This window comes from Leclercia sp. CFBP8987 (assembly GCF_034044995.2).
Taxonomy (GTDB): Bacteria; Pseudomonadota; Gammaproteobacteria; order Enterobacterales; family Enterobacteriaceae; genus Enterobacter; species Enterobacter tamurae.
Genome location: NZ_CM188255.1, coordinates 4,771,195 through 4,795,632 on the forward strand (window position 1 = coordinate 4,771,195; position 24,438 = coordinate 4,795,632).

Below are 24,438 nucleotides of genomic sequence, written 5' to 3' on the forward strand. Positions count from 1 at the left end.
AACGGTGATTTTCCTCGCGTTACTGAAGCGAGGCATCCCGGCCCTGGCGAATGTCGCGCGGGGACCAGGAAAACTCCCGGCGAAACAGGGTCGAAAAGTGGTTACTGTCGCCGAAACCGCAGCGATAGGCGATATCCGTGACGCTATCGTCGGTATGGCGCAGCAGATGGCGCGCTTTGATCAGCCGCAGCCGGTTCAGGTAACGCTGCGGCGTCTGCCCGGTGTGCTGCTTCAGCTGGCGATGCAGGGTGCGTAGCGAGAGCGAAAAGTTATCCGCCAGCGTCTCCCAGCAGACATCCTCCGCAAAGTGATCTTCCAGCCAGGCCATCAGCTGATTGAGCCGGGCATCGTTATCCGCCGCCCCTTCCACCAGGCTACCCCGTCGCAGCAGCACCAGCAGTTGCATAAACAGGATCTCGCGGCTGGCGAGGGCGTGGGTGGTCTGTCCCTCTTCGGACTGCTCCATCTGGCTGACCAGCTGGCGCACCTGCTGCAGCGTGGACTGATTCACCCGCCAGTGCGACGGGTAGTGACCGTCCTGCTCCTGAGGCAACAGCTGGTTCAGTCCCGACAAAAACTGGAACGCTTCCGGGGAGCGATAGAGCACGTTGGTCAGGCACAGGTTGTCGGTATGTTCATACATATGCCGATCATGATCGCGGACAAAGCACACCGTGCCGCCGCTGATGGTGTAGGGCTGTCCGTTGAAGACATGGATGCCCGTGCCGTGCTCTACGATCACAATCTCATGGAAATCATGATGATGTTCCGGAAAGGCAGCCTGGGGCAGCCGCGGCTCAATCGCCACAGGCGAGTGGCCTGAAGGGAAAAAATCCACGCTGTGCAGTACGGTCATAACGGTTCACCAGATGATAAATGTTCTCAAAATAGTAATTTAGGGTTTCCCGGCTCACCTTAAATTTTCGACAGCAAATGGCGCAAAGCCTGTCGCTTTTTCAAGAAACGGCGGGAAAGATCCGGAAATGCGCCCACCGTCACATCCCCCGAAATCCCGGCTATTGGCGGGAAATGTGAACTCCCTCACGTTCATCTTTGCTTTCTTGCCAGCGCCTGAAATGCGCTGTCAGTGGCAAGAAGGTCACTGACGCTTCCCTTTTTTACACTGTCCGGCAATGACTTCAGGAAGGACCGGACCATGACTTTTCGCCATTGTGTGGCTGTCGATTTAGGCGCATCCAGCGGCCGCGTAATGCTGGCGAGCTACCACCGCGAGCAGCGCACCCTCTCCCTGCGCGAAATCCACCGTTTCGTGAACTGCCTGCAAAAGCAGGACGGGTTTGACTGCTGGGATATCGACACCCTGGAAGCGGAGATCCGCACCGGGCTGAATAAGGTGTGCGAAGAAGGCATTCACATCGACAGCATCGGGATTGACACCTGGGGCGTGGATTACGTGCTGCTGGACAGCAACGGCGAGCGCGTGGGCCTCCCAGTCTCCTATCGCGATAGCCGCACCGACGGGGTGATGGCGCATGCGTTAGCACAGCTCGGGAAAGCGGAGATCTATGGCCGGAGCGGCATCCAGTTCCTGCCGTTTAATACTCTGTATCAGCTGCGCGCCCTGGTGGAACAGCAGCCGGAACTGGTGGCGAACGTTGCGCATGCCCTGCTGATCCCGGACTACTTCAGCTACCGTCTCACCGGCCAGATGAACTGGGAATATACCAACGCCACCACCACCCAGCTGGTGAACATCAATTCTGACTCCTGGGACGAGAACCTGCTCAACTGGACCGGCGCGCCGCGCGACTGGTTTGGCACCCCAACCCATCCGGGCAACGTGATTGGTCACTGGATCTGCCCGCAGGATAACGCGATCCCGGTGGTGGCTGTCGCCAGCCACGACACCGCCAGCGCGGTGATTGCCGCCCCGCTGGCCTCGAAGGATGCGGCGTATCTCTCCTCCGGCACCTGGTCGCTGATGGGCTTTGAGAGCAAAACGCCTTACACCAGCGATAACGCGCTGGCAGCGAATATCACCAACGAAGGCGGGGCCGAGGGCCGCTACCGGGTGCTGAAAAACATCATGGGCCTGTGGCTGCTGCAGCGGGTGCTGAAAGAGCAGAACATCTCTAACCTGCCGGAGCTTATCGCAGAAACCGAAAAGCTGACGGCCTGCACTTTCCTGATCAACCCGAATGACGACCGCTTTATCAATCCGGCCAATATGAGCGCCGAGATCCAGGCCGCCTGCCGCGACAGCGCCCAGCCGGTGCCGGAGAGCGCCGCCGAGCTGGCGCGCTGCATCTTTGACAGCCTCGCCCTTCTGTATGCCGAGGTGCTGCACGAGCTGGCGACCCTGCGCGGTAAGCCCTTCAGCCAGCTGCACATTGTCGGCGGCGGGTGCCAGAACCAACTGCTGAACCAGCTCTGCGCTAACGCCTGCGGTATCACGGTGTTAGCCGGGCCGGTTGAGGCGTCGACACTCGGCAATATCGGCATTCAGCTGATGACCCTCGACGAGCTGACCAACGTGGATCAATTCCGTCAGGTGGTGACCGGCAACTACGGCCTGACCACCTTTACCCCTCATCCCGATCATGAGATTGCCCGCTACCGCACGCAGTTTCAGCAACAACGACCGACAAAGGAGCTTTGCGCATGACCACTCAACTTGAACAAGCCTGGGAACTGGCTAAACAGCGTTTCGCCGCCGTGGGCGTGGATGTCGAGGAGGCTCTGCGTCAGCTCGACCGTCTGCCCGTCTCTATGCACTGCTGGCAGGGCGATGACGTCGCCGGTTTTGAGAACCCGGGTGGCGCGCTGACCGGCGGGATCCAGGCCACCGGTAACTATCCGGGTAAGGCGCGTAATGCCGCCGAACTGCGGGCGGATCTGGAGCTGGCCCTGAGCCTGATCCCGGGGCCAAAGCGCCTGAACCTGCATGCTATCTATCTGGAATCCGACGAGCCGGTGGAGCGCAATGCCATCAAGCCGGAACATTTTAAGAACTGGGTCGAGTGGGCAAAAACCAACAAGCTGGGGCTGGATTTCAACCCCTCCTGCTTCTCGCATCCGCTGAGCGCCGACGGCTTTACCCTCGCCCACGCCGACGACGAGATCCGTCAGTTCTGGATCGACCACGTCAAGGCCAGCCGTCGCGTGTCGGCCTGGTTTGGCGAACAGCTGGGCACCCCGTCGGTAATGAACATCTGGATCCCGGACGGGATGAAAGACATTACCGTTGACCGCCTCGCCCCGCGTCAGCGTCTGCTGGCGGCGCTGGATGAGGCGATCAGCGAGAAGCTGAACCCGGCGCACCACATCGACGCCGTGGAGAGCAAGCTGTTCGGCATTGGCGCCGAAAGCTACACCGTAGGCTCCAGTGAGTTCTACATGGGTTACGCCACCAGCCGTCAGACCGCCCTGTGCCTGGACGCGGGCCACTTCCATCCCACCGAAGTGATCTCCGACAAAATCTCCGCCGCGATGCTGTATGTACCGCATCTGCTGCTGCACGTCAGCCGCCCGGTACGCTGGGACAGCGACCACGTGGTGCTGCTGGATGACGAAACCCAGGCCATCGCCAGCGAGATTATTCGCCATGACCTGTTTGACCGGGTGCACATCGGCCTCGACTTCTTCGACGCCTCCATCAACCGCATCGCGGCCTGGGTTATCGGCACCCGCAACATGAAAAAAGCCCTGCTGCGCGCCCTGCTGGAGCCCACCGCCGAGCTGCGCGCGCTGGAAGCCGCAGGGGATTACACCGCGCGTCTGGCGCTGCTCGAAGAGCAAAAATCCCTGCCGTGGCAGGCGGTATGGGAGATGTACTGCCAGCGCAACGACGCTCCGGCGGGCAGCCAGTGGCTGGATACCGTGCGGGCTTATGAGCAGGACGTATTAGTTAATCGCAAGTAAAGACATTGCCCGGCGGCGCTTCGCTTGCCGGGCCTACGGGTAAAAGTAGGCCGGGTCAGCGCAGCGCCACCCGGCATTTTCAAAGGAAACACAGAATGCAGACCATCACTCAATCCTGGTTCGTCCAGGGCATGATCAAAGCCACCTCCGACGCCTGGCTGAAAGGCTGGGACGAGCGCAACGGCGGCAACCTGACGCTGCGCCTGGACGACGCGGATATTGAACCCTTTGCCGCCGACTTCCATCAGAAGCCGCGCTATATCGCCCTGAGCCAGCCGATGCCGCTGCTCGCCAACACGCCGTTTATCGTCACCGGTTCAGGCAAGTTCTTCCGCAACGTGCAGCTCGATCCCACCGCCAACTTAGGGGTGGTAAAAGTGGACAGCGACGGCGCGGGCTACCACATTCTTTGGGGGCTGACTGACGACGCGGTGCCAACCTCTGAGCTGCCGGCCCACTTCCTCTCCCACTGCGAGCGAATCAAGGCCACCAGTGGGAAAGATCGCGTGATCATGCACTGCCATGCCACCAACCTGATCGCCCTGACCTTCGTGCTGGAGAACAACACGGACGTTATCACCCGTCAGCTGTGGGAAGGCAGCACCGAGTGTCTGGTGGTGTTCCCGGATGGTGTAGGCATTCTGCCGTGGATGGTGCCGGGTACCGATGAGATCGGCGAAGCCACCGCCATTGAGATGCAAAAACATTCGCTGGTGCTGTGGCCATTCCACGGTGTGTTCGGCAGCGGCCCGACGCTGGATGAGACCTTTGGTCTGATCGACACCGCCGAGAAGTCTGCTGAAGTGCTGGTAAAGGTTTATTCGATGGGTGGCATGAAGCAGACCATCACCCGGGAAGAGCTGATTGCGCTGGGCAAACGCTTTGGCGTCACCCCTATGCAGTCGGCGTTAGATCTGTACAAATAAGAACATCGCGCCCCGCTCACCGAGACGGGGCGAACTACACCTGCAAACCCTACAAAAATCACCTCATTAAGTGGAGTAAAAGCAATGAAAATAAAGACAAGCTTGATCCTCACCGTTGCCGCCCTGGCGTTGTCCGGTTCTGCTTTAGCGGAAGTAAAAATCGCCCTGGTGGCGAAATCCTTAGGTAATGGCTTCTTCGAAGCGGCAAACGTGGGTGCCCAGGAGGCAGCCAAAGAGTTAGGTGATGTTAAAGTGATCTATACCGGACCGACCACCACCACGGCCGAAGCGCAGATCGAAGTGCTGAACGGGTTGATCGCCCAGGGGGTGGATGCGATCGCCATCTCCGCCAACGATCCTGATGCCGTGGTGCCAGTGCTGAAAAAAGCGATGCAGCGCGGGATCAAAGTGGTGTCATGGGACTCCGGTGTGGCGAAAGCCGGACGCCAGATCCACCTCAACCCTTCCAATAACGCGCTGATTGGCGAGACCAACGTCAAGCTGGCGGCCGAAGCGCTGAAAGCGCTGAACGTGGAGAAAGGCGATGTGGCGGTGCTGAGCGCCACCCCAACCTCCACCAACCAGAACACCTGGATTGCCGAGATGAAAAAGGTGCTGCCGCAGTACCCGTCCGTCAACCTGGTGACCGTGGCCTATGGCGACGATCTGTCGGATAAGAGCTACCGCGAAGCGGTCGGCCTGCTGAAAACCTACCCGGATCTGAAGGTGATCGTCTCTCCGTCGTCGGTCGGCATCGTGGCCGCAGCGCAGGCGGTGAAAGATCAGGGCAAGATCGGCAAAGTCTATGTTACCGGCCTGGGCCTGCCTTCTGAGATGGCCGGCGCGGTGAAATCCGGTGCCAGCAAAAGCTTCGCCATCTGGAACCCGATCGACCTCGGGTATGCCGCAACCTACTTAGCGGATGACCTGGTAAAAGGCACGGCGACCAAAGACGAAGCCAGCATGGGCAAACTGGGCAAAGTGAAGCTGGATGCCGACGGCAGCGGCGCGATGGCTGAGCCGTTTGTTTACGATGCCAGCAATATTGATAAGTTCTCGAAGATTTTCTAACAACTTCACCCCTCACCCTAACCCTCTCCCCAAAGGGGAGAGGGAACCGATCGAGCCCCTCGCCCCTATGGGGAGAGGGGTTGGGGTGAGGGGGAATTTCTGGAGAACTATCATGACCCCATTGCTTCAGCTTAAAGGCATCACCAAGGTTTTCCCCGGTGTGCGCGCCCTTGAGAACGTGCAGCTCGAACTCTGGCCCGGCAAAGTCACCGCCCTGATCGGTGAAAACGGCGCGGGCAAATCAACGCTGGTCAAAGTGATGACCGGCATCTACCAGCCCGACGAGGGCGAGATCCTCTACAAAGCCATTCCCATCAACCTGCCGACCCCGGATTCGGCGCACAAGGTGGGCATTACCGCCATCCACCAGGAGACCGTCCTGTTCGACGAGCTGTCAGTCACCGAAAATATTTTTGTCGGTCAGTACCTCTATAAAGGCATTTTCAAGAAGCTCGACTGGCCGGAGATGCACCGCCGGGCGCAGGCGATCCTTACCCGTCTCGAGGTGCAGATTGACCCGCGCGCGACGCTGAAAACCCTGAGCATCGCCCAGCGCCATATGGTGGCGATTGCCCGGGCGCTGTCGTTTGACGCCCAGGTGGTGATCCTCGATGAACCCACCGCCGCCTTGTCGCAGCATGAAATTCTTGAGTTCTATCAGATCGTTGAACGCCTGAAGCTGGAGGGGAAAGCGATCCTGTTTATCTCACACAAGTTCGACGAGATTTTTGAGCTGGCGGATCACTACACCATCCTGCGCGATGGCGTGTTTGTCGGTGCCGGGGCCATCAACGACATCACCGAAGAGCGGATGGTGGCGATGATGGTGGGCCGCGCCATTACCCAGACCTTCCCGAAAGTGGCGTGCGAAAAAGGCGACACCGTGCTGGAGGTGAAAAATCTCTGCCACCCCACCGAGTTCGCTAACATCTCCTTCACCCTGCGCAAAGGCGAGATCCTCGGCTTTTACGGGCTGGTGGGGGCCGGGCGCACCGAGCTGATGCAGGCGCTCTCCGGCGTCTCGCGTCCCTCCTCCGGCAGCATCGTGCTGAACGGTAAAGAACAGCATTTCCGCCAGCCGGCGGACGCCATCCGGGCCGGGATTGTCTGCGTGCCGGAAGAGCGCCAGAAGCAGGGGGCGATTATCGAGCTGTCGATTGCGCAGAACATCAGCCTGCCGCAGCTCAGCAAGCTCAACCCCAACGGGGTGCTGCATGACGATCGCGAGTGGCAGCTGGCGGATGAATACGCCAGACGCCTGCAGGTGAAAGCCTTTAGCTGGAAGCAGGCGGTGGAAACCCTCTCCGGCGGCAACCAGCAGAAGGTGGTGATCGGCAAATGGCTGGCGACCCACCCGGACGTCATCATCCTCGATGAACCGACCAAAGGGATCGATATCGGTTCCAAAGCGGCGGTGCATCAGTTTATGTCCGAGCTGGTCAGTCAGGGCCTGGCGGTGATTATGGTCTCCTCCGAACTGCCGGAAGTGATGGGCATGGCCGACCGCATTATCGTGATGCATGAAGGGCTGATGGTGGCGGAATATCAGGCGGGGGGCGCGACGGCAGAAACCATCGTCAGCGCCGCCAGCGGTGCCAGACAGGAGGCCGCATAATGGTGCAACAGCTGCTTAAACACCGCGAGGCGCTGCTGGCGGCGGTGATCGTCCTGATGATTATCGCTATCGGCGCTCGCGTCCCGTCGTTTATCGCCCCGGGCAACCTGGTGGAGATGTTTAACGACACCTCGATTCTGATCATTCTCGCCCTCGGGCAGATGATGGTGCTGCTCACCAAGGGCATAGACCTGTCGATGGCGGCCAACCTGGCGCTGACCGGGATGATTGTCGCCCTGATTAACTTTAACTACCCCGAGGTACCGGTCTGGGCGCTGCTGATCCTCGCCACCGTGCTGGGCCTGGTAATGGGCGTCATCAACGGCCTGCTGGTGTGGAAGATGGGCATTCCGGCGATTGTGGTGACGCTCGGCACCATGAGCATCTACCGCGGGATTATCTTCCTGCTCTCCGGCGGCGGCTGGGTCAACTCCAACCAGATGGGGGCTGACTTCCTCGGCCTGCCGCGTGCGTCGGTGCTGGGCCTACCAGTGCTGAGCTGGTGCGCCATTGCCGCCCTGCTGCTGGTGGGCTATTTCCTGCGCTACAGCCGCACCGGACGCGCGCTCTACACTGCGGGCGGCAACGCGACGGCGGCGTACTACACCGGGATCAACGCCGGGAAGATGCAGTTCGTCAGCTTCTGCCTCTCCGGAGCGCTGGCCGGGTTCTGCGGCTATCTGTGGATCTCGCGCTTTGCGGTGGCCTATGTCGACGTGGCGAACGGCTTTGAGCTTCAGGTGGTGGCGGCCTGCGTCATTGGCGGCATCAGCACCATGGGCGGTACTGGCCGGGTGCTCGGTTGCCTGTGCGGAGCGCTGTTCCTCGGGGTGATCAACAATGCCCTGCCGGTGATTGGCGTATCGCCTTTCTGGCAGATGGCGATCTCCGGAACGGTGATCGTGATTGCGGTGCTGCTCAATGAGCGCGGCAACAAACGCAAAGGACGGCTGATCCTGCGCGATGCGGCGCTGGCTCGTCAGAAACAGGCGGTAAGATCATGAGTAAAGTAATGACGTCTGAAGAGATTAAAAACACCCCCGCCCCGGCAGGCATTTTCCAGCGCCTGCTGTGCTGGGAAGGTTTTCTGCTGGCGGTCACCCTGGCGGTCTTTGTGGGTAACGCCCTGGCCTCGCCATACTTCCTTGATATCTGGAACCTGTCCGACGCCACGTTCAACTTCACCGAAAAGGCGATCATCGTCCTGCCGATGGCGATGCTGATTATCGCCCGGGAAATTGACCTGTCGGTGGCCTCCACCATCGCCCTGAGTTCCACGGTGATGGGCTTTTGTGCGGCGGCCGGGCTGGATACGCCATGGCTTGTCTGCGTGGGCTTAGGGGTGGGGCTGTTGTGCGGGCTGTTCAACGGCCTGCTGGTAACCCGCTTTAACCTGTCGTCGATTGTGATCACCATCGGCACCATGAGCCTCTATCGCGGGATCACCTACATTCTGCTGGGCGACCAGGCGCTGAATGCGTACCCGGAGAGCTTCGCGTGGTTTGGTCAGGGGTATGTCTGGGGCGCGCTGTCGTTTGAGTTCGCGCTGTTTATCGTGCTGGCGGTCGTGTTTGCCTTCGTGCTGCACAAGACCAACTTCGGGCGTCGCACCTATGCCATCGGCAATAACCCGACCGGGGCCTGGTATTCCGGCATCAACGTCAAGCGTCACAACCTGCTCCTCTTTGCCCTGGTGGGGCTGATGGCCGGACTGGCCTCGGTGCTGCTCACCTCGCGTCTGGGCAGTACCCGTCCGACCATTGCGATGGGCTGGGAGCTGGCGGTGGTGACCATGGCGGTACTCGGTGGGGTCAATATTCTCGGCGGTTCCGGCAGCATGGTAGGCGTGATTATCGCCGCCTTCCTGATGGGGCTGGTCACCTTCGGCCTGAGCCTGCTCAACGTGCCGGGCATCGTGATGTCGGTGATCATCGGCGCGATGCTGATTTTGGTGATCTCCCTGCCGATCGTCACCCGCCGGATTATGCAGCGAAGACGGATTTAATCCCCTCACCCCTGCCCTCTCCCCAAAGGGGAGAGGGAGAAAGGCCGCACGGAGCAGTCCCCTCGCCCCTCCGGGGAGAGGGTTAGGGTGAGGGGCGCAGATTTGCAAAATCACCATTAAGGAGAATTATCATGAGCTTTATGTTGGCGCTGCCGAAAATCAGCCTGCACGGCGCAGGCGCAATCGGCGATATGGTTAAGCTGGTGGCAACCAAACAGTGGGGCAAGGCGTTGATCGTCACCGATGGTCAGCTGGTAAAAATGGGCCTGCTCGACAGTCTGTTTACCGCCCTCGACGAACAGCAGATGTCATATCAGCTGTTCGACGCGGTCTTCCCGAATCCGACGGAGGAGCTGGTGCAGGAAGGTTTTGCCGCTTACCTGGCCGCAAAGTGCGATTACATTATTGCCTTCGGCGGCGGCAGCCCGATCGACACCGCGAAAGCGATTAAAATTCTCACCGCCAATCCGGGCCCGTCCACCGCCTACTCCGGCGTCGGCAAGGTGATCAACGCCGGGGTACCGCTGGTGGCGATCAACACCACCGCCGGCACGGCGGCAGAGATGACCAGCAATGCGGTGATCATCGACTCCGCGCGTCAGGTCAAAGAGGTGATCATCGACCCGAACATCATCCCGGATATCGCCGTGGATGACGCCAGCGTGATGCTTGATATTCCGGCGTCTGTTACGGCCGCCACTGGGATGGACGCCCTCACCCACGCCATCGAAGCGTATGTCTCCGTGGGTGCTCACCCATTGACTGACGCCAACGCGCTGGAGGCCATTCGCCTGATCGCCCGCTGGCTGCCGGAAGCGGTGGATAACGGGCATAACCTGGAGGCACGCGAGCAGATGGCCTTCGGCCAGTATCTGGCCGGGATGGCCTTCAACAGCGCCGGACTCGGGCTGGTGCACGCCCTGGCCCACCAGCCGGGAGCCACGCACAACCTGCCGCACGGCGTGTGTAACGCCATCCTGCTGCCGATCATCGAAAACTTTAACCGTCCGAACGCCGTGGCGCGCTTTGCCCGCGTGGCGCAGGCGATGGGCGTCGATACCCGCGAGATGAGCGACGAAGCGGCCAGCATGTCGGCCATTCAGGCGATTCGTGACCTGAGCACCCGCGTCGGCATTCCGTCCGGCTTCAGCACGCTGGGCGTGACCAAAGCCGACATCGAAGGCTGGCTCGATAAAGCCCTCGCCGACCCCTGTGCACCCTGCAACCCGCGCGTTGCCAGCCGCGACGAGGTGCGCGAGCTCTATCTGGAGGCATTATGATCCGCAAAGCCTTTGTGATGCAGGTGAACCCTGACGCACACGAAGAGTACGAACGTCGCCACAACCCGATCTGGCCCGAGCTGGAAGCGGTCCTGAAAGACCACGGCGCGCACCACTACGCCATCTATCTGGATAAGAGCCGTAACCTGCTGTTTGCCACGGTAGAGATCGAGTCGGAAGAGCGCTGGAACGCGGTGGCAAACACCGATGTCTGCCAGCGCTGGTGGAAATATATGGGGGAAGTGATGCCCTCTAACCCGGACAACAGCCCGGTGAGTACCGGGCTGCAAGAGGTGTTTTACCTGGCCTGATGGGTCAACGCTGCCGCGCTCGCGGCAGCGATATCCCGCTTATTGCTCAACGTAAACGCCGACAACACCGTCACCGCCAGCACAAAACAGCCCAGCATCAGGTAGGTCTCCTGGAAGCCGATCCGGTCATACATATTCCCGGCAAAGGCGGAGAGGAAAATCGCCGCCAGCTGTTTGGCAAAGTTGAAGCCAATCAGGTAGATGGTGGCCGACAGTCGGGTATCGAACACGCCGGTAATGTACTTGAAGGCGCCCACCAGCAGGAACGGCACTTCCAGGGCGTGCAGCATCTTCAGGGCCACCACTTCCACGGCGGTGGTCGCAAATGACGAACCAATAATGCGCGTCGCCATTATCACCCCGGCAATCAGCAGCGTATTTTTTGCGCCGATGCGGTTAATGATCCACGGGGAGCAGAACATGATGATGGCGTTGCAGATCTCCCCGGCGGTGGTCGCAAAGCCAAACGCCCGCGTCCCCTCCTCCGGCGTGGCGAAAAAGGTTTTAAAGAAGGTGGCGAACTGCTGATCGAAGACGTCATACACGCAGGCCACGCCAATCACGTACAAAATGAACATCCACATTTTGCGCTGGCGGAACAGGTTAAAGACGGTTCGGGCAGTGATCTGCGGCTGGTTAGCGCCGAGGGCGTTCATCACCTGCGCGGTCTGGTTGGGCTTCGGTTTGGCGACCACCAGCAGCAACATCAGTATCAGCGCCGCCCCGGACCCCATCCAGAATACATATGAGGGATCGATACTGAACAGCACCCCACCCGTCGAGGCGCATAGCCCCCAGCCCAGACAGCCAAACATACGCGCCTTGCCGTACTCAAAGAAACTGTTGCGGCTCACGCGTTCGATGTAGGCCTCAATCGCGCCCGACCCTGCCGAGAAGACGAAGCCGATATAGATCCCACCGCTCAGCGCCCCAAGCCAGATATTGGTTTTCAGCAGCGGAGCGAAGACGAAGAGAAAAAAGGGCGCGAACAAAAACAGCAGCACCGCGATGATCCACAGCAGGTGTTTTTTCAGCCCCAGTTTGTCCGACACTATCCCCAGCACCGGCTGGAACGAGATGGCAAACAGCGAGATGCAGGAGAAGACGATCCCGGTATGGGTTTTATTCAGGCCGATGATATCCGACAGCCAGATCGGCAGAAACGGGAAGCAGGTGGCCATGATGAAGAAGTAGAGAAAGAAGAACGACCCGAAGATCCAGAAGTTAGGGTTGTCTTTGTGGGTACAGGCAGTCGTGTTCATTATTTTTATCCTCAACTCAGGGCCGGTCGCCCGGCCCATTGCCCTTATACGCGTTCAACGCCAATCAGGATGGCGGTTTCCGGATCCAGCACCGGCAGAGCCAGCCCCGCCTGCATCAGCCATTCGCCACTCACCGTTTGCGGGGACTCCATCCACGCCGGCAGCTTGCGCATGGTGTGTCCCCCTTCGCCAGTCAGGCGGATATTGGGGTGATCGAGCAGGGTGATGCGGTACTGCGCGCTGGCTTCGAGGCCCGGCATGCGCAGCGGCATCATCAGGGTGTAATCCGGCATCGCCAACTGGCTGACAATAAACAGCCCCTGGCGCTGATCCTGACTCACTATCCCCTGCGCCAGCGTGGTGCTGTCGGGCATATCCACCCGCCACTGGGTGCCGTGGTGGATCACCTCCCGCCACTGCTTATGCAGGGCCGCATAGTGCCGGTAGCCTTCGCGCTCCTGCTCATCCACGGCGAGGGGATCCAGCTCCAGTCCCATATGGCCGAACAGCGCCGTCAGGCCCCGGAAGGCAATGCTGTGCTGACGGAAAGTGGCATGGCATTTATGATGACCGATATGCGCGCCCATCACCTCCGGCGGGAAGAAGTAGCTCATGCCACGCTGGATAGTATTACGTTCCAGCGCGTCGTTGTTATCCGACGCCCAGAAGCGATGGCAGCGGGTCAGGACTTCATAGTCGATACGCCCGCCGCCGGAGGAGCAGGATTCAAACTCCACGTGCGGGAAGCGCTCGCCCAGGGTGTCCAGCAGACGGTAGAACTGGCGGGTCTGGGCGTCGGCAGCGGCTTTGCCGTTATGGCCCGGCTGCACCAGCTCGCGGTTCATGTCCCACTTCACGTAGTCCACCGCGTGCTCGCCCAGCAGCCAGCTTATGCGCTCCAGCAGGTAGTTGAAGGCGGCAGGAATGTTGAGGTTCAGCACCCACTGGTGGCGACCGGTGGCCTGCTCATAACCTGGCAGAGCCAGCACCCAGTCCGGGTGGGCACGATACAGATCGGAGTCGGGGTTGATCATCTCCGGCTCGACCCAGATACCAAACTCCATCCCGAGACTTTTAACGTGGTTGATCACCGGCGTTAAGCCGTTGGGGTATTTCTGCTCGTCGAGATACCAGTCCCCCAGCGCCGCATGATCATCGTTGCGCCCTTTAAACCAGCCATCGTCGATGATAAAGCGCTCCACCCCCAGCGAAGCCGCTTCGTCTGCCATCCGCATGATGTACTCAGGGTCGTGGTTAAAGTAGATCCCCTCCCAGGTATTGAGATGCACCGGGCGCGGCTTGTTCTCCGGGAAACGGATGATGTTGCTGCGCAGATAGCGGTGGAACTGCTGACTCATGCCGTTCAGCCCCTGGCTGGAGTAGCTGGCGTAGAGGCGTGGCGTCCACAGGGTTTCCCCCTCCGCGACCGCCATCTCACCCGGCAAATAGAGCGCTTCGGCCTGCAGGTAACGACGGCCATCGGTTTTGACCTCCGCGCGCAGGCGATGGTTGCCGCTCCAGCCCAGGTGCACGCCCCAGACGTCGCCGTGCATTTCGCTAAAGCCCGGCGTGCCGCCGATCAGGGCCGGGAAATGCTCGTGGGAGCTGCGGCCGCGGCGGTTTTCGATCACAAAACTGTCGTGCTCCAGCAGCAGGCGATGCGGCTGGAATTCGCGGATCCAGCGGCCATGAAACGCCATCACCTCGCGGGCACGTTCCGCCAGCGGCAGGGTGACGGCCAGGCGATCAACCTGCCACGGCTGGCTTTTAAGGTTAGTCAGGCCGTGGCGAATCGCCAGCACGCCGCTGTCATCTAGGGCGATCTCGCTGGTCAAACGCAGGCCGGCGGTATCATCTTCGGCGGTGAGGGTCAGGGATTGTCCCTGCTGCGCTACCGCGACGGTACGAAACCGCGGCGAGCCATCCAGCCCCTGTCTGTGACCTTCAATGCCCGGGGCGCCGAACAGCCCGTGGGCAAGTTCAGCCATCAGCGTGATCGGGGAGTCAACGTCCAGTCTGCCGTTGGCGATTGGGCGGGATAACGTAGCCGCATCCTGCGGCGAAAAGTGGCGAAGGTGCGGCCCCCAGTAAAGAATTTCGGCGAACGGGTGGGTTTTGATTATCACATCCACCGTTTCGCTCGCGAGTCGTAAAACTGCCTCTTGCATCGGACATCTCCTGTCATCGGGATATCCTGAGTGTTGATCCGAAACGTTTCGGATACAAACCAAAACGTTTCGGATCTGTGATCGGGTTTAGAAATTGGGGAAAATTATGCCGTCTGGCCCGGGGAGAATTCTGGCTGCCACAGCACCTGAAGCTGGCTGATGTCGTCGCCGTTAATCAGCTGGAGCACCATATCGGCGATCTGCTTGCCCACCCCCTGACGGGTGGACTGGATCACCGCCGCCACATCGATATCGACAATGCTGTCCTGCGGCAGACCGTCGTACACCACCAGCGCCACGGCGTTCTCGCCGGTTAAACGTCCCATCTGTGCCAGCGCCATCGCGGCCCCGTCGCCATGGGTGTTGCAGTCGGTGACGATCGCCGTTGGAGCGACATCCAGCGCCAGCAGCGCCTGAGTGGTGGTGTAACCCGCCCGGCGTGAAGGTGGCATGGTGCGCAGCCATTCGCTGGAGAGCCCCGCCTCGTTCAGGGCATCAAGGTAGCCCTGGCGGCGCTGGGTAATAAACGCCTGATTGTTGCTCTCACCCAGCAGCGCGATGCGCTGATGACCCTGCCCGATTAACCGTCGGGTCGCGTTATACGTGCCCGCATAGTTATCGAAGTCAAACCAGGCGTAGGGCTTCGGCAAATGGCTGCGGCCCAGCGCGAGGAACGGGAACCCGGCGGCCTGCAACTGCTCGAGACGCGGATCGTTATCCAGGGTATGGGCCACGATCAGCGCATCCACGCGACGGCTCTGCACCATGCGCATGTAGCTGTGCTTGTCGGCCAGATCGTCGTCGGCAATCAGTAATAGATCGATCTCATGTTGCGCCAGTTCGTGGCTAATTTCGCCGACCATCTCCATAAAGACGCTGTTATTGAGCGGAACGGGATGCACCGGGAAGACCAGCCCTACCGCGTCGATTTTGCCCATCTTCAGACGACGGGCAAAGGTATTCGGCCGATAGCCGCGGCGCTGCGCTTCGGCTTCCACGCGGGCACGCGTCTCGCTGGAAACGTCAAAATAGCCGTTGAGGGCGCGGCTCACCGTCGTTACCGACAGTCCCAGTTCTTTGGCAATGGCTTTAAGCGACATGATTATCCGTGTCTTTGGGTGTTAGTTTTGTTCCGCCACCATGAGCGCCCAGGTATCGGGCTCAAGGGCTTTGAAGATGTGCGGCTGGTCTGCAGGATAGCAAATATAGTCCCCTTCCCCGAGCGCTTCCGGTGCGTCGATGAGGCCAACCAGCGCCCGACCCTGAGTAATAATAATGTGTTCAACGGAACCCGGCGGATGGGGATGAGATATACGATCCGCACCCGGCTGCGCCATCAGCATGTAGATATCACGTCGGGCCCCCGGCGGGCAGGTCGCCAGCAAAATGGCCTCATAGTTAGCCTGTTCGGCACTGACTTTTGTCCCTTCGCCACGGCGGATCACCTGGGTCGTGGGCTGTTGCGGTTCCAGCAAACGGGCAAAGGGAATATCCAGCGCCACGCAGAGCGACCACAGGGTTTCGAGGCTGGGATTGCCGTTGCCGGACTCCAGTTGGGAGAGGGTGGATTTGGCGATCCCGGCCCGGCGAGCGATCTCTGCCAGTGAAAGCCCGGTCCGCATGCGCTCCCGCACCAGGCTTTTGGCGATTACGCTGATTGGCTGCGTCATAAAACGGTCTCTTGTTCTATAAATCGAACGAATCGTTCATCTTGATAAACGAATGTGATGCGTTCATTATAATGGATACTCGTTCGATATGGCTAAAATTGTATGAAACAGGCTTTCTCTTGTCTCAAAGGCGACACCATCAAGGCGATTATTCTCGTGTGTCTGGCGGTGGGCGTGGTGGGGATGTCCTACGGCTCGCTGGCGATGGCGTATGGCTTCCCGCTGTGGGTACCCTTTGTGCTCTCGATTTCGGTGCTGGCGGGCGCCTCGGAATTTATGTTTATCGGCATCGTCGCCAGCGGGGGCAACCCCCTTGCCGCAGCGGCGGCCGGGCTACTGGTCAACGCCCGCCATGTCCCCTTCGGCGTGACGGTGCGTGAGCTGGTGGGAAAACGCGGCGCCAGCTTTCTTGGCTGCCACATTATGAATGACGAAAGCGTGGTGTTTGGCCTGTCGCAAAAAACACCTGAGCAGCGCAAGGCCGCCTACTGGCTCTGCGGTCTGGGGGTGGCAATTATCTGGCCGCTGGGCACCCTGCTGGGGGCGATGGTCGGCAAGCTGCTGCCAGAGCCGGAAACCATCGGGCTGGATGCGGTGTTCCCGGCCATTTTACTGGCGTTGGTCGTTCCCGCCTTTAAGAACCGCACCACGCTGATCCGCGCCTGCAGCGGCGCGGCCCTGTCCCTGGCCGCCGTACCCTTTGCCCCGGTCGGCCTGCCGGTGCTGCTTTCCCTGCTTGGCCTCGCGACGAGGAAGAAATAATGGAAAACATGACCGTCTTTATTCTCGGCATCGCCCTGCTGTCGGCGGGCACCTACCTGATGCGTCTCGGCGGAGCGAAACTGGGCAGCCGGTTAGCGCTGTCTGAACGCTCCCAGGCGCTGCTGTCGGATGCGGCAACGGTACTGTTGTTTTCGGTGGCGCTGGCGACCACCTTCTATGAAGGGGAACATTTTGCCGGAATGGCGCGGGTGCTGGGCGTAGGCTTTGCGGTTTTCCTCGCCTGGCGCAAGGTGCCGTTGATTTTCGTGATCGTCGCAGCGGCAGTGGTGACGGCGTTATTACGCCTGGCAGGCATAAACTAAAAAAGCGCCCCGGGGGCGCTCTTTCGACAGATACTGTGCTGTTATTTGTTCAGTTCAGCGGTCATGTGTACACGGTTACCGGCGAAAGCCTGAGTAATGGTGTAAGACGATGCGCCTGCCTGCTCGGCCTGAGCCGCGATTTTCGCTTCTGCGCCATCAATGGTGCTGGCGGAGGCGGTAACAGACTGGGCAGCGAAAGAACCGAAAGAGGTAGCCAGAGCGATTACTGCAACAAAAGTTTTGATGGTTTTCATGATATAAATCCTTGCGATGAGTTGTTGTTGTAAGGCGTTGTGCCTTGATGTGATAAATAATAGGCCTTATCACCGACAACTGATAGCGGAAGGATTTGCTCTCAACATTCAAAATTATTGATCAATAATCAGACGTTCCGGATGGGTATAAATCGTGGCTCTTCCTGGCTTGCAGAACCCAACCAGCGTCAGGTTACAGCGCTCGGCCACCTCAACCGCCAGTGTGGTGGCTGCAGAGACCGCAAAAAGAATCTCAACCCCGCACATCGCCGCCTTTTGCACCATCTCATAGCTGGCCCGGCTGGAGACCAGCGCGGCACCCTGCTGCCAGGCGTCACTCTCTCCCGCCCGACGACCCAACAGTTTATCCAGCGCCACATGGCGTCCGACATCTTCATGCCCGCCCGCGATCTCGCCCGACGGCATTACCCAGGCGGCGGCATGGGTACAGCCACTCAGCTGTCCGATGGGCTGCACGTCGTTGAGATGCGCCAGCGCCCGATCGAGATGGGCAAGGTTAAAACGCTGGGTGAAGGACAGCGGCACCACGGGCTTGCCGATATCGTTAAGCTGCTCCACGCCGCAGACGCCGCAGCCGGTGCGCCCCGCCAGCGCCCGCCGACGTTCTTTTAATCCCATAAAGCGGCGGCTGGAGAGTTCAATCTGCACTTCGAGACCATTGCAAACGGATATCACCTCCATGCCGTAGATCTCACGCGGGTGCTCAATGATGCCTTCAGACAGCGAAAAGCCGATGGCAAAGAGCTCCAGATCTTTCGGCGAGGCCATCATCACCACGTGGGAGATACCGTTATAAACCAGCGCGACGGGCACCTCTTCCGCCAGGAAATCGGGAGTCGGAAGGCTAATCTGAGGGGGTCTGTGTACCCGGCGCTCTGCCACGCCGACAGGTAGCGACGTAATGCGGGTATCACCATTTTGTTTCAACACAACGAATATCCTGAGCAACCACGGGGGAGGCCTGCTATTGCACCATACTTTTCCAGCCTGGCGCATAGTATGGATCAATTTTTACCGCCCTGTCCGCGCAACTTTACCGAAGATTCAAACCCGAGGGAGAAACAGATTTGTAACAGTTTCGGGGCACCATGTGATCAATATCACATTTTATAATCATCACCGTGATAATACGTTCACTTTGTTTTAACGCCGTTGGAACAAGCGTACCGACATTGTGGTATTCTGGCATACCCCTCGTGGAAATGAGGGTTTAACGCAAATTTTCAACTTTGCGGTCAAAAAATAGCCGTGAAGTAAAACAATAATCACCCCCAATAATTCGCGCGCAGGCGCGAGGAAATGAAGGGTAGCAATGTCGAAACAAGGAGTGACCATGCAGGTCAGCAGAAGGCAGTTCTTTAAGATCTGCGCTGGCGGTATGGCAGGCACCACGGCGGCGGCACTGGGCTTTGCGCCCGGCGTAGCGCTGGCGGAAACACGGCAGTACAAACTGCTGCGCACCCGCGAAACCCGTAACACCTGTACGTACTGCTCTGTCGGCTGTGGGCTGTTGATGTATAGCCTCGGTGACGGTGCAAAAAACGCCAAAGCATCTATTTTCCATATCGAAGGTGACCCGGATCATCCGGTCAACCGCGGTGCGCTCTGCCCGAAAGGGGCAGGTCTGGTGGACTTCATCCACTCAGAAAGCCGCCTGAAATTCCCGGAATATCGCGCGCCAGGCTCCGATAAATGGCAGCAAATTGGCTGGGACGAAGCGTTCGATCGCATCGCTAAGCTGATGAAAGAAGATCGCGACGCCAACTTCATGGCGCAGAACGCCGAAGGCACCACCGTTAACCGCTGGCTCTCCACCGGCATGCTGTGTGCCTCTGCCTCCAGTAACGAAACCGGCTATTTAACCCAGAAATTCACGCGCGCACTCGGTATGCTCGCGGTCGACAACCAGGCGCGTGTCTGACACGGACCAACGGTAGCAAGTCTTGCTCCAACATTTGGTCGCGGTGCGATGACCAACCACTGGGTCGACATCAAGAACGCCAACCTCATCGTGGTGATGGGCGGTAACGCCGCCGAAGCGCACCCCGTCGGGTTCCGCTGGGCGATGGAAGCCAAAATCCACAACGGTGCGAAACTGATTGTGATCGATCCCCGCTTTACGCGTACTGCGTCAGTGGCGGATTTCTACACCCCGATTCGTTCAGGTACTGACATCACTTTCCTGTCAGGCGTACTGCTGTACCTGCTAACCAACGAAAAATATAACCGCGAATACACCGAAGCCTATACCAACGCCAGCCTTATCGTGCGTGAGGATTATCACTTCGAAGATGGCCTGTTCAGCGGTTACGACGCCGATAAACGCAAGTACGACAAAACCAGCTGGAACTACGAGCTGGATGAGAAAGGCTTTGCGAAGCGCGACACCACCCTGCAACACCCGCGCTGCGTCTGGAACCTGCTGAAAGAGCACGTCTCCCGCTATACGCCGGACGTGGTGGAGAACATCTGTGGGACGCCGAAGGCCGACTTCCTGAAGGTGTGCGAGATGATCGCTGAAACCAGCGCTCACGATAAAACCGCCTCGTTCCTGTATGCCCTTGGCTGGACGCAGCACTCTGTCGGCGCGCAGAACATCCGCACCATGGCGATGGTTCAGCTGCTGCTCGGCAACATGGGGATGGCTGGCGGCGGCGTCAACGCCCTGCGCGGTCACTCCAACATTCAGGGTCTGACTGACCTCGGTCTGCTGTCGCAAAGCCTGACGGGTTATATGAACCTGCCAAGCGAGAAACAGACCGACCTGCAAACCTACCTGACGGCCAGCACACCAAAACCGCTGCTCGAAGGCCAGGTGAACTACTGGGGCAACTATCCGAAGTTCTTCGTCTCAATGATGAAGGCCTTCTATGGTGACAAAGCGACGGCGGAAAACAGCTGGGGCTTTGACTGGCTGCCGAAGTGGGACAAGGGTTACGACGTTCTGCAGTACTTCGAGATGATGAACCAGGGTCAGGTCAACGGCTATATCTGCCAGGGCTTTAACCCGGTGGCGTCGTTCCCGAACAAGAACAAAGTTGTCGCCTCTCTGTCGAAACTGAAGTTCCTGGTGACCATTGACCCGCTTAACACCGAGACGGCGACCTTCTGGCAGAACCACGGTGAATCGAACGATGTCGATCCATCGAAGATTCAGACCGAAGTGTTCCGTCTGCCGTCCACCTGCTTCGCGGAAGAGAACGGTTCTATCGTCAACTCCGGCCGCTGGCTGCAGTGGCACTGGAAAGGCGCGGACGCCCCGGGCATCGCCATGAACGACGGCGAGATCCTGGCCGGCATCTTCTTACGCCTGCGTAAGATGTACGCCTCTGAAGGCGGCGCGAACCCGGAACCGGTGCTGAACATGACCTGGAACTACTCGACGCCGGAAAATCCATCCCCGGAAGAAGTGGCGATGGAGAGCAACGGTAAGGCGCTGGCGGATGTTATCGACCCGGCCACCGGCGCGGTTCTGGCGAAGAAAGGCGATCAGCTCAGCACCTTTGCGCACCTGCGTGATGACGGCACCACCTCCAGTGGCTGCTGGATCTTTGCCGGGAGCTGGACGCCGAAAGGCAACCAGATGGCCAACCGCGACAACGCCGACCCGTCAGGTCTCGGCAATACGCTGGGCTGGGCATGGGCGTGGCCGCTGAACCGCCGCATTCTCTATAACCGTGCCTCCGCTGACCCGCAGGGCAACCCGTGGGATCCGAAGCGTCAGCTGCTGAAGTGGGACGGCGCCAAATGGGGCGGCGTGGATATTCCGGACTACAGCACTGCCGCACCAGGCAGCGATGTCGGGCCGTTTATCATGCAGCCTGAAGGGATGGGACGTCTGTTTGCTATCGATAAGATGGCGGAAGGCCCGTTCCCGGAACACTACGAGCCGTTTGAGACGCCGCTGGGCACCAACCCGCTGCACCCGAACGTGGTCTCTAACCCGGCCGCCCGTATCTTTAAAGGCGATTTCGAGGCGCTGGGTAAAAAAGACAAGTTCCCGTATGTCGGCACCACCTACCGTCTGACCGAGCACTTCCACTACTGGACCAAGCACGCGCGGCTTAACGCCATCGCGCAGCCGGAACAGTTCGTGGAGATCGGCGAGAAGCTGGCGAATAAACTCGGCATCAATCAGGGCGATACCGTCAAGGTCTCCTCCAACCGCGGCTACATCAAGGCCAAAGCGGTGGTGACCAAGCGTATTCGCACGCTGAACGTTCATGGTCAGCAGGTGGATACTATCGGTATTCCGATTCACTGGGGTTATGAGGGCGTGGCGAAGAAAGGGTTTATTGCCAACACCCTGACGCCATTCGTCGGTGATGCGAACACGCAGACGCCGGAGTTCAAGGCCTTCCTCGTGAACGTGGAAAAGGTGTAACGGAGACGACTTATGGCTTATCAATCGCAAGACATTATTCGTCGTTCCGCGACTAACAGTTTCACCCCCGCGCCTCAGGCGCGGGACCACCAGCAGGAAGTGGCGAAGCTTATCGACGTGACCACCTGTATCGGCTGTAAAGCCTGTCAGGTGGCCTGTTCGGAGTGGAACGACCTCCGTGATGAAGTGGGTCACAACGTCGGGGTGTATGACAACCCCGCCGATCTGACCGCCAAATCCTGGACGGTGATGCGCTTCTCGGAAGTGGAGCAGAACGACAAACTGGAATGGCTGATCCGCAAAGATGGCTGTATGCACTGCGCGGATCCGGGCTGCCTGAAGGCTTGCCCGTCTGAAGGGGCGATCATTCAGTATGCCAACGGCATCGTCGACTTCCAGTCCGAGCAGTGCATCGGCTGCGGCTACTGCATCGCAGGCTGTCCGTTCGACGTGCCGCGCCTGAACCCGGAAGACAACCGCGTCTACAAATGTACGCTGTGCGTCGACCGTGTGAATGTCGGCCAGGAGCCGGCCTGCGTGAAGACCTGTCCAACCGGCGCCATTCATTTTGGCTCCAAAGAGGACATGAAAACGCTGGCGGGCGAGCGTGTATCCGAGCTGAAAACCCGCGGTTACGACAACGCAGGCCTGTACGATCCGGCCGGTGTTGGCGGTACCCACGTGATGTACGTGTTGCACCACGCCGACAAGCCGAATCTGTATCACGGCCTGCCGGAGAACCCGGAGATCAGCGCCACGGTGAAATTCTGGAAAGGCATCTGGAAACCGCTGGCCGCCGTCGGGTTTGCCGCGACGTTCGCCGCGAGCATCTTCCACTACGTCGGTGTCGGGCCGAACCGCGCGGAAGAGGAAGATGACAACCTGCATGAAGAGAAAGACGAGGTGCGCAAATGAGAAGACGTGACACCATCGTGCGCTACACGGCGCCGGAACGTATCAACCACTGGGTCACCGCCTTCTGCTTCATGCTGGCGGCGATAAGCGGGCTGGGGTTCTTCTTCCCCTCCTTCAACTGGCTGATGCAGATCCTCGGTACGCCGCAGCTGGCGCGCATCCTGCACCCGTTTGTCGGGGTGGTGATGTTCGCCTCGTTCATCATCATGTTTTTCCGCTACTGGCACCACAACCTAATCAATCGGGATGATATCTTTTGGGCGAAGAATATTCGTAAGATCGTCGTCAACGAGGAAGTGGGTGATACCGGACGCTATAACTTCGGCCAGAAATGCGTATTCTGGGCGGCGATTATCTTCCTGGTCCTGTTGCTGGCAAGTGGCGTGATCATCTGGCGTCCGTACTTTGCGCCTGCTTTCTCAATCCCGGTGATCCGATTTGCGTTAATGCTGCATTCATTTGCCGCAGTGGCGTTAATTGTGGTTATCATGGTGCATATCTACGCCGCCCTCTGGGTGAAAGGCACCATTACCGCGATGGTGGAAGGCTGGGTCACTAAGACGTGGGCGAAGAAACATCACCCGCGCTGGTACCGTGAAGTCCGCCAGAAACAGGAAAAGTCATCTGAATGAGTATTCGCATAATCCCGCAAGATGAGCTGGGTTCGAGCGAGAAACGCACGGCGGAAGTGATTCCGCCGCTACTGTTCCCCAGACTGAAAAACCTCTACAACCGCCGCGCGGAACGCCTGCGTGAGCTGGCAGAGAACAACCCGCTTGGCGACTATCTGCGCTTTGCCGGGCTGATCGCTCATGCCCAGGAAGTAGTGCTGTACGACCATCCGCTGCAGATGGATCTGACCGCGCGCATTAAAGAGGCGAACGTTCAGGGCAAGCCGCCGCTGGATATCCACGTCCTGCCGCGCGATAAGCACTGGCAAAAACTGCTGCACTCGCTGATAGCCGAGCTGAAGCCTGAGATGAGCGGCCCTGCGTTGGCGGTGATCGAGAATCTCGAGAAAGCCTCCGAGCAGGAGCTGGAGCAGATGGCAAGCGCGCTGTTTGCCTCTGATTTTTCCTCAGTCAGCAGCGATAAAGCGCCATTTATCTGGGCCGCCCTGTCGCTCTACTGGGCGCAAATGGCCAGTCTGATCCCAGGCAAAGCCCGCGCTGAGTACGGTGAAGCACGCCAGTTCTGCCCGGTGTGCGGTTCGATGCCGGTCTCCAGCATGGTGCAAATCGGTACCACTCAGGGGCTGCGCTATCTGCACTGCAACCTGTGCGAAACCGAGTGGCACGTGGTGCGCATCAAATGCAGCAACTGCGAACAGACCCGCGATCTGAACTACTGGTCGCTGGAGAATGAGCAGTCAGCGGTGAAAGCCGAAAGCTGTGGCGACTGCGGCACTTACCTGAAGATTTTATATCAGGAAAAAGACCCGAAAGTGGAGGCCGTCGCTGACGATCTCGCCACGCTGATCCTGGACGCCAAAATGGAGCAGGAGGGCTTTGCCCGCAGCTCGATCAACCCGTTCCTGTTCCCGGGTGAAGGGGAGTAATTCCCTTTTAGCCCGGTAGATTTTGCTGCCG

22 protein-coding genes are annotated in these 24,438 nt (G+C 59.3%); 15 read left to right on the plus strand and 7 right to left on the minus strand.

Annotated elements, in window-relative coordinates; genetic code table 11:
* Window positions 1–19: 19 nt before the first annotated feature.
* Window positions 20–856: an HTH-type transcriptional activator RhaS gene (gene rhaS / locus SOM40_RS22985; protein WP_106995766.1), complete on the minus strand. Its 837-nt coding sequence runs from the start codon at window positions 854–856 to the stop codon at window positions 20–22.
* A 300-nt stretch (window positions 857–1,156) separates the two neighbouring features.
* On the opposite strand from rhaS (SOM40_RS22985), the gene rhaB reads away from it, so the two are divergent.
* The 9 genes from rhaB to rhaM all read left to right on the plus strand — a co-directional run bounded on the left by rhaB (window position 1,157) and on the right by rhaM (window position 11,090).
* Window positions 1,157–2,626, plus strand: a complete 1,470-nt coding sequence (rhaB, locus tag SOM40_RS22990; protein WP_320529754.1) for a rhamnulokinase — start codon at window positions 1,157–1,159, stop codon at window positions 2,624–2,626.
* Complete coding sequence (gene rhaA / locus SOM40_RS22995) at window positions 2,623–3,882, plus strand: L-rhamnose isomerase (protein ID WP_261645393.1); 1,260 nt, start codon at window positions 2,623–2,625, stop codon at window positions 3,880–3,882. The genes rhaB and rhaA overlap by 4 nt, the downstream gene beginning before the upstream one ends.
* A 95-nt stretch (window positions 3,883–3,977) precedes the next feature.
* Window positions 3,978–4,808 carry a rhamnulose-1-phosphate aldolase gene (gene rhaD, locus SOM40_RS23000; protein WP_320529755.1) on the plus strand — a complete coding sequence of 277 codons (831 nt, stop codon included), beginning with the start codon at window positions 3,978–3,980 and terminating at the stop codon, window positions 4,806–4,808.
* An 84-nt stretch (window positions 4,809–4,892) separates the two neighbouring features.
* The gene (gene rhaS / locus SOM40_RS23005; protein WP_106995762.1) at window positions 4,893–5,879 is read left to right on the plus strand and encodes a rhamnose ABC transporter substrate-binding protein; all 987 of its coding nucleotides are present in this window, start codon (window positions 4,893–4,895) and stop codon (window positions 5,877–5,879) included.
* Between the two features lie 112 nt (window positions 5,880–5,991).
* A complete protein-coding gene (locus SOM40_RS23010; RefSeq protein ID WP_320529756.1) occupies window positions 5,992–7,494 on the plus strand; it encodes a sugar ABC transporter ATP-binding protein in 1,503 nt (500 codons plus the stop codon).
* Complete coding sequence (locus SOM40_RS23015) at window positions 7,494–8,498, plus strand: ABC transporter permease (protein ID WP_320529757.1); 1,005 nt, start codon at window positions 7,494–7,496, stop codon at window positions 8,496–8,498. Before SOM40_RS23010 ends, SOM40_RS23015 begins: the two co-directional genes overlap by 1 nt.
* Window positions 8,495–9,499, plus strand: coding sequence for an ABC transporter permease (locus SOM40_RS23020; RefSeq protein WP_320529758.1), 1,005 nt, complete (start codon window positions 8,495–8,497; stop codon window positions 9,497–9,499). Before SOM40_RS23015 ends, SOM40_RS23020 begins: the two co-directional genes overlap by 4 nt.
* Window positions 9,500–9,630: 131 nt before the next feature.
* Entirely contained in the window at window positions 9,631–10,779 is a 1,149-nt protein-coding gene (gene fucO / locus SOM40_RS23025; RefSeq protein ID WP_320529759.1) for a lactaldehyde reductase, read from the plus strand.
* Complete coding sequence (rhaM, locus tag SOM40_RS23030) at window positions 10,776–11,090, plus strand: L-rhamnose mutarotase (RefSeq protein ID WP_117386836.1); 315 nt, start codon at window positions 10,776–10,778, stop codon at window positions 11,088–11,090. The genes fucO and rhaM overlap by 4 nt, the downstream gene beginning before the upstream one ends.
* On the opposite strand, the gene SOM40_RS23035 is transcribed toward rhaM, so the two are convergent.
* From SOM40_RS23035 to SOM40_RS23050, 4 genes are all read right to left on the minus strand, one after another.
* Window positions 11,078–12,352 carry an MFS transporter gene (locus tag SOM40_RS23035; RefSeq protein WP_320529760.1) on the minus strand — a complete coding sequence of 425 codons (1,275 nt, stop codon included), beginning with the start codon at window positions 12,350–12,352 and terminating at the stop codon, window positions 11,078–11,080. The two genes, rhaM and SOM40_RS23035, sit on opposite strands and share 13 nt — an antisense overlap.
* Before the next feature lie 44 nt (window positions 12,353–12,396).
* Window positions 12,397–14,520, minus strand: coding sequence for an alpha-galactosidase (locus SOM40_RS23040; protein WP_320529761.1), 2,124 nt, complete (start codon window positions 14,518–14,520; stop codon window positions 12,397–12,399).
* A 104-nt stretch (window positions 14,521–14,624) separates the two neighbouring features.
* Window positions 14,625–15,620: a LacI family DNA-binding transcriptional regulator gene (locus SOM40_RS23045; RefSeq protein ID WP_320529762.1), complete on the minus strand. Its 996-nt coding sequence runs from the start codon at window positions 15,618–15,620 to the stop codon at window positions 14,625–14,627.
* A 21-nt stretch (window positions 15,621–15,641) separates the two neighbouring features.
* Entirely contained in the window at window positions 15,642–16,190 is a 549-nt protein-coding gene (locus tag SOM40_RS23050) for a helix-turn-helix domain-containing protein (RefSeq protein WP_106995753.1), read from the minus strand.
* A 102-nt stretch (window positions 16,191–16,292) separates the two neighbouring features.
* On the opposite strand from SOM40_RS23050, the gene SOM40_RS23055 reads away from it, so the two are divergent.
* Together SOM40_RS23055 and SOM40_RS23060 are read left to right on the plus strand one after the other, a co-directional pair.
* Complete coding sequence (locus SOM40_RS23055) at window positions 16,293–16,952, plus strand: AzlC family ABC transporter permease (RefSeq protein WP_106995752.1); 660 nt, start codon at window positions 16,293–16,295, stop codon at window positions 16,950–16,952.
* Entirely contained in the window at window positions 16,952–17,275 is a 324-nt protein-coding gene (locus SOM40_RS23060) for an AzlD domain-containing protein (RefSeq protein ID WP_166184917.1), read from the plus strand. The genes SOM40_RS23055 and SOM40_RS23060 overlap by 1 nt, the downstream gene beginning before the upstream one ends.
* A 41-nt stretch (window positions 17,276–17,316) precedes the next feature.
* On the opposite strand, the gene SOM40_RS23065 is transcribed toward SOM40_RS23060, so the two are convergent.
* Window positions 17,317–17,529 carry a YdgH/BhsA/McbA family protein gene (locus tag SOM40_RS23065; protein ID WP_106995750.1) on the minus strand — a complete coding sequence of 71 codons (213 nt, stop codon included), beginning with the start codon at window positions 17,527–17,529 and terminating at the stop codon, window positions 17,317–17,319.
* Between the two features lie 114 nt (window positions 17,530–17,643).
* Window positions 17,644–18,480, minus strand: a complete 837-nt coding sequence (gene fdhD / locus SOM40_RS23070; RefSeq protein WP_106995749.1) for a formate dehydrogenase accessory sulfurtransferase FdhD — start codon at window positions 18,478–18,480, stop codon at window positions 17,644–17,646.
* 403 nt (window positions 18,481–18,883) lie between these two features.
* On the opposite strand from fdhD, the gene fdnG reads away from it, so the two are divergent.
* The 4 genes from fdnG to fdhE are packed head-to-tail and all read left to right on the plus strand — an operon-like array spanning window position 18,884 to window position 24,407.
* Window positions 18,884–21,934 carry a formate dehydrogenase-N subunit alpha gene (gene fdnG / locus SOM40_RS23075; protein ID WP_320529780.1) on the plus strand — a complete coding sequence of 1,017 codons (3,051 nt, stop codon included), beginning with the start codon at window positions 18,884–18,886 and terminating at the stop codon, window positions 21,932–21,934.
* A gap of 12 nt (window positions 21,935–21,946) precedes the next feature.
* Window positions 21,947–22,849, plus strand: coding sequence for a formate dehydrogenase subunit beta (fdxH, locus tag SOM40_RS23080; protein WP_106995747.1), 903 nt, complete (start codon window positions 21,947–21,949; stop codon window positions 22,847–22,849).
* The gene (fdoI, locus tag SOM40_RS23085; RefSeq protein WP_106995746.1) at window positions 22,846–23,481 is read left to right on the plus strand and encodes a formate dehydrogenase cytochrome b556 subunit; all 636 of its coding nucleotides are present in this window, start codon (window positions 22,846–22,848) and stop codon (window positions 23,479–23,481) included. The genes fdxH and fdoI overlap by 4 nt, the downstream gene beginning before the upstream one ends.
* Window positions 23,478–24,407, plus strand: coding sequence for a formate dehydrogenase accessory protein FdhE (gene fdhE / locus SOM40_RS23090; protein WP_320529763.1), 930 nt, complete (start codon window positions 23,478–23,480; stop codon window positions 24,405–24,407). Before fdoI ends, fdhE begins: the two co-directional genes overlap by 4 nt.
* Window positions 24,408–24,438: the final 31 nt, after the last annotated feature.